Source organism: Sphingopyxis sp., from assembly GCF_016463645.1.
GTDB lineage: Bacteria > Pseudomonadota > Alphaproteobacteria > Sphingomonadales > Sphingomonadaceae > Sphingopyxis.
Genome location: NZ_JAEMQX010000157.1, coordinates 2072 through 7589, shown reverse-complemented (window position 1 = coordinate 7589; position 5518 = coordinate 2072). Strand labels below are relative to the sequence as shown.

General features: G+C 58.1%; 5 protein-coding genes. 1 reads left to right on the top strand and 4 read right to left on the bottom strand.

Annotation, left to right across the window (positions count from 1 at the left end):
• The 4 genes from JHC57_RS19905 to JHC57_RS19890 all read right to left on the bottom strand — a co-directional run.
• Nucleotides 1-161 (bottom strand): DUF3333 domain-containing protein (locus JHC57_RS19905; protein WP_294032333.1); only part of this gene is annotated, 161 nt, incomplete at its 3' end.
• Entirely contained in the window at nucleotides 154-1530 is a 1377-nt protein-coding gene (pstC, locus tag JHC57_RS19900; protein ID WP_294032332.1) for a phosphate ABC transporter permease subunit PstC, read from the bottom strand. The genes JHC57_RS19905 and pstC, both read right to left, overlap by 8 nt.
• Before the next feature lie 78 nt (nucleotides 1531-1608).
• Nucleotides 1609-2658 (bottom strand): substrate-binding domain-containing protein, encoded by a 1050-nt coding sequence (locus JHC57_RS19895; RefSeq protein WP_294032331.1) that lies wholly within the window; start codon nucleotides 2656-2658, stop codon nucleotides 1609-1611.
• Between the two features lie 162 nt (nucleotides 2659-2820).
• Nucleotides 2821-4134, bottom strand: coding sequence for a hypothetical protein (locus JHC57_RS19890; protein WP_294032330.1), 1314 nt, complete (start codon nucleotides 4132-4134; stop codon nucleotides 2821-2823).
• A 669-nt stretch (nucleotides 4135-4803) separates the two neighbouring features.
• Between JHC57_RS19890 and JHC57_RS19885 the strand changes: the two genes are divergently transcribed.
• Nucleotides 4804-5112, top strand: a complete 309-nt coding sequence (locus JHC57_RS19885; protein ID WP_294032329.1) for a putative quinol monooxygenase — start codon at nucleotides 4804-4806, stop codon at nucleotides 5110-5112.
• The last annotated feature ends 406 nt before the right edge of the window (nucleotides 5113-5518 follow it).

Sequence of the window (5518 nt, the reverse complement as noted above, 5' to 3'; positions counted from 1 at the left end):
TTGCCGACCATCACGAACAGCAGGAAGGCGAGGAAAGCGCCCGACAGCAGCACCGCGCCCAGCCCGAGCAGCCTGAAGCGGCGTTCGGCGGCGTAGCGGCCCGCGATGCGCTTCTGCATCACGGCGCCTTTCCAGTCGGTGGGGGCGGTGTCTCTATTCATAAGCTTCGCGATACTTTTTGACGATGCGCAGCGCGACGATGTTGAGCAGCAGCGTGACGATGAAGAGGACGAGACCCAGTGCGAAGGCGGCGAGCGTCTTCGCGCTGTCGAACTCCTGGTCGCCGGTGAGCAGCTTGACGATCTGCGCGGTCACCGTGGTGACGCTGGCAAAGGGATTGGCGGTCATGTTGGCCGACAGGCCCGCCGCCATCACGACGATCATCGTCTCGCCGATCGCGCGGCTGACTGCGAGCAATATGCCGCCCATCACGCCGGGCAGCGCGGCGGGGATCAGCACCTGGCGGATCGTCTCGTTCGGCGTCGCGCCCAGTGCCAGCGATCCGTCGCGCATCGCCTGCGGCACCGCGTTGATACTGTCGTCGGCCATCGACGACACGAACGGGATGATCATCACGCCCATCACGATACCCGCGGCGAGCGCACTTTCGGTCGAGGCGTTGGGAATACCCAGCATCACCGCGAATTCGCGCAGCGCCGGGGCGACGGTCAGCGCAGCGAAATAGCCGTAGACGACGGTCGGCACGCCCGCGAGGATCTCGAGCAGCGGCTTCACCCACTTGCGCACCGCGGGCGCCGCATATTGGGTGAGATAGACCGCGGTCATCATGCCAATGGGAATGGCGACGATCATCGCAATGATCGCGCCGATCAGGATCGTGCCCCAGAAGAGCGGGATGCCGCCGAAGGTGTCGGGCTGCGGCGCTCCGCTCGTCGGCGCCCATTCGGTGCCGAACAGCAGCTCGGCGGGGGACACGAGGCGGAAGAAGCGGATCGATTCGAACAGCAGCGACAGCACGATGCCGAAGGTCGTGAGGATCGCGACGAGCGACGCGAGCAGCAGCACCAGCATCACGATTTTTTCGACCCGCGTGCGCGCCCGGAAATCGGGTCTGATCCGCATGAAGGCATAGAGCCCGCCCGCGAGCGCCAGCGCGAGCATCGCGGCGATGCCGATCCACGCATATTTATGCGTCGCGTCGCCATAGGGTTTCACCAGCGGCGCCGCGGCGGGCAGCCGCACCGCGGCCTGCCTGCCCTGTGCGACGCTCCGCGCGTCGGACAGGATCGCGCCGCGCTCGAAACCGAATGCGGGCAGGCTCTGCGCGGCATCGCTCGCGAGCACCTGGTTGGTGATCAGCGCGGGGGAGACGCTCGCCCACACCGCAAGGAACAGCGCCGCGGGGGCGAAGAGCCACAGCGCGACATACCAGCCATGATATTGCGGGCGCGAATGGAGCTTTTCGCCCGCACGGCCGGCGAGCAGGTTCGACCGCGCGCGGCCGGCCAGCCAGCCGATCAGGGCTAACCCCGCGATCAATAGCAAAAGGGCGGCGGCGTTGAAGGTCACGTCGCTATGTCCGTCCTTGGAAACAAAAAGCGGCGACCGGGAAGGGCGAACCCGCCCCGGCCGCTAGCGGGAGGAAGCTTATTTGAGCTCGGCGCCGTTCAGGACGGTCATGTCCTTGCCGTTGGCGGCCGCGGTCGCCGCGACATCCTTCGGCGACACGATCAGGCCCTTGGGCGAAAGATAACCGCCTTCGGCCGCGCCCTTCAGGAACTCGGCGACATATTCGGCAAGGCCCGGGACGACGCCGACATGCGCCTTCTTCACATAGATGAACAGCGGGCGCGAACCGGGATAGCTGCCGTCGGCGATCGCTGCATAGGTCGGCGAAACGCCCTGCACCGGAACCGCCTTGATCTTGTCCTTGTTGGCATCGAGATAGCTGAAGCCGAAGATGCCGAGGCTCGTCGGGTTCTTGTCGAGCTTCGAGATGATGAGGTTATCATTCTCGCCCTGCTCGACATAATAGGGCGCGCCGCGCAGCGTGGTGCAGGTCGCCTCATGCTTGTCCTTGTCGCTGTCCTTCAGCGCCTTCATCTCGGCGTTGGCGTCGCAGCCCTTGCCGAGGATCAGCTCCTTGAACGCATCATAGGTGCCGCTGGTCGACGGCGGGCCGAAGACCGAGATCGCGACGGCGGGGAGCGCGGGATTCACGTCCTTCCACGTCTTCGCGGTGTTCGGCTTGCCATAGGGGTTGGCGGCGAGCGCCTTGTAGACATCTTCCTCGCTCAGCTTGAAGCCGGGGCCGCGCTGCGCTTCGCCGAGCGCGATGCCGTCGATGCCGACCTGGATTTCGACGATATCCTTGACGCCGTTCGCGGCGCAGGTGTCGAATTCCTTCTTCTTGATGCGGCGCGACGCGTTCGCGATGTCGGGCGTGTCGCCGCCGACGCCGGCGCAGAAGCGCTCGAAACCGCCGCCGGTGCCCGTGCTGTCGATCTTCGGCGTCTTGTTGCCCGTCGCTTCGGCGAACTTCTCGCCGACCGCGGTGGCAAAGGGATAGACGGTCGACGAACCGACCGCGCTGATATAATCGCGCGCGCCGCCGCCCGAAGACGCCTGATCCTGGCACGCGGAAAGCGCCAGCGCGCACGTCGCGGCACCAGCAACAAGGGCGAATTTCTGGAACATCGGGGTATCCTGTCGGGGGTCGTTACCGAACCAAGCCGCCACCCCCGCGGCGACTCGCTGAGCCGCCAATGGGGGTTTTGTGTGACGCGTTTGTGACAGGGAGTGTCACATAAGTGTCACGCGAAGCTGGCGGTCTTGCTGACCGCTCATGTCAGACGGAAGTCAAAGGAACGTCCATTCCAGCATCTGTTGGATGATGATTTGACTCCATTTTTCTGGCGATAGCCTGCTACCTCGAAGATCAATCTGTTTTATGATCTTTAGATTCGAGTCTCTAAATTCTACGCCGTCTCCCTTGAACTGGGCAGTTTCAAAATCAACCTTACATAAAACGCAAAGAGCCATATGATTGGCGTTCGGCCGGCTTCTGTCGAATATGCAGAGCGGATCGGAAAAGTCAGGAACGTAGTCAAATCCTAACTCTTCCTTTATCTCACGAGCTAAAGCATTTGAAAATATAGATAAATTAGAATCGTGGCCTAGGCTGTCTTCGAGGCGTACGTGTCCACCGAAATAGAACAAATCCTTATTTCTCTCCGCCGATCCCTTCTTTGTCGCTGAGTTCGTTTTTCTGACGATCAACGCCTTTGATAGATCGTGGCTCGCTATCACCGCGATGGGAATTGGCTGAATCAGTGCGGGATTGCTCTCGACCTCATTTCTCCTGCCGTAGCTAAGTGGAGCCTTGTTCAGAGCGGTTATGGAGTACGGAAAGTAGTCGGATTCAATATTTGGAAGAAGTTTTCTATCGAAATATCCAATTTTTTCCGATATTAGCTCTCCAAGAGCTTCTAGTATATCAATTGTAACATCATAGCTCACCTGATTTTGACTAATGTCGTCAGTTCTTATGTCTCTTATCTGTCTGAATTTGCTTTCGTACAGGTTAACACATTCATTTATGGACTGGTTATACGATGTTATAACCGATCGGTTCATGACGCTGCCTGTCTTTCTGGTAAGAAGGTTTGCGTACTCCCGATCTAGCGCTGTTTTTGCGTCCGCTCCCAATATATATACGATATCAATTCTTGCCGACCACCGCTCCGCAAAGAAGAAGTCCCTGAAAACATTGTAGTGGTTTTCGTCCAAATAGTTTCTAGATTTTTGCCAATGAAACCAGCAAACGGCGTCAAATACACCCCTATCCATAATGATAACATCATACATTTTTGATTCGTTACTCAAAATATGCATGAGTTCAGCTAGGGCGCTGCATCCGGTCCATACATTGAAGTTCGGATCAAATTTGTTGGATATTGGACATACGCTTGCTCGCTCCGTCAGGACTTTTACCTTAAATCCGTTTCGTTTTAAGAATATCACCAGAGAGCCGATGCAGGAGCTTTTTCCTGCTTTTGGGGTCCCGCAAAATTCAATGACGATTGGTCGACGGGCTCGATATGAGCGCTTTTCGGCAAGTAGCGCTTGCGCCAGAGATTCAAGTCTTTTGATGTCCGATGCTATGCTGACCAAGCGCGTATCCTACATTGGCAAACGGAATAGAGAATGTCCGGATTTTGCAATTTCGTCTATCTTCCTGATGGCAGCACCGGTGCCAACGGATAGGAATGTGGAACTGATGGCGCAGAAAAACACAAACTCCGAATTTACTCCGACGTGGCCTTGCGAGAACTGCCTAACAGCTGCGAATACTACGGTTGCGAATAGCGCTGATACCAAAACCGAGAATATCGGCCTGCTAAGGTAGTATATTGCTGTAGCTGATTGAGATGTTTGGATTTCCTCGGGCTTTTTGGCGTGCAATCCGGCGAAGGCATCTCTGTAGAGTTTGCGAAGATAAAATAGGGGTGTCACACTAAGGGCTGTGGTAGTCGCTACCGAAAGGCCTTCTGCGAGATTCGAGTTTTTAGCTTCGGCGGCAGCGGCTAAGGCAGAAAAAGTCTGAACTCCAAAAAAACCGGTCATTCCGAGATATATTATCCCGATGATCCAAACGCCAGCAGACGATAGATGCATCCCGTCCTTCACTGGTCACCTGAGGCTTTTTCTACAACCAATTTGCTTCCCCCGCCGCTGGTATTTAGAACCGTACCAAGAAGAGTTGTAAGTCCATACTGCAAACTTGTCTATGATAGTGGTGATGGAAAAAGTCCCAATTTTGATCGAACGAGAGTAGAGGAAATGATCCTCATAACCGGCCACGTCATCCTCACCCCCGAGCATCGCGGGCGCATGATCGCGCTCGGCGCCGAACATAGCGCGCGGTCGCGTGCCGAGCCGGGGTGTCTGGCGCATAATTGCCATGTCGATGTCGAAAACCCCGACCGGCTGATGTTCGTCGAGGAGTGGGAGAGCGTCGACGCGGTCCGCGCCCATTTCGCGCTGCCCGCATCGCGCGCCTTCGTCGCCGACATGCGCGCGCTCTCGCCCGAGCCGCCCGCGATCCGCATCCATGCCGCCGAGGATATCACCGCGAAGCTGATGGGCTGACCGGGTTCCTTCTCCCAAGCGGGAGGGGCTTTTCCTCGCTTCGTCATGCCGGACTTGATCCGGCATCCATTTGCGCGACGTCGATGGACCCCGGATCGAGTCCGGGGTGACGAAGCGGGTTGGGGCAGCCGCGCAAAAAGCGCTGTCCTACAATATTTTGTCATGTCACCATCGCTTTGGCCTTTCCTTCGGCCGATGCGCGCGCCACGGCGATCCGTGTCGGCGGGCTCCGTCGGCGGATCGGCTTGAAGCCACAAAGGACACAGTTTCGCGCCGCACTTGCGGGGCTTTTGTGGCTTTAAGCGAGCGGGGCGGCATATCGGGGCATATCCGGGGGGACTATGAGCGGGTTCGAATTCATCTTTTCGCTGTTCGGGCTGATCCTCGGCCTCGCGCCCGCCGAGCC

Excerpts from the sequence above, each read along its gene's own strand:
- JHC57_RS19895 (WP_294032331.1), bottom strand. The coding sequence starts at position 2,658 with ATGTTCCAGAAATTCGCCCTTGTTGCTGGTGCCGCGACGTGCGCGCTG.
- JHC57_RS19885 (WP_294032329.1), top strand. The coding sequence starts at position 4,804 with ATGATCCTCATAACCGGCCACGTCATCCTCACCCCCGAGCATCGCGGG.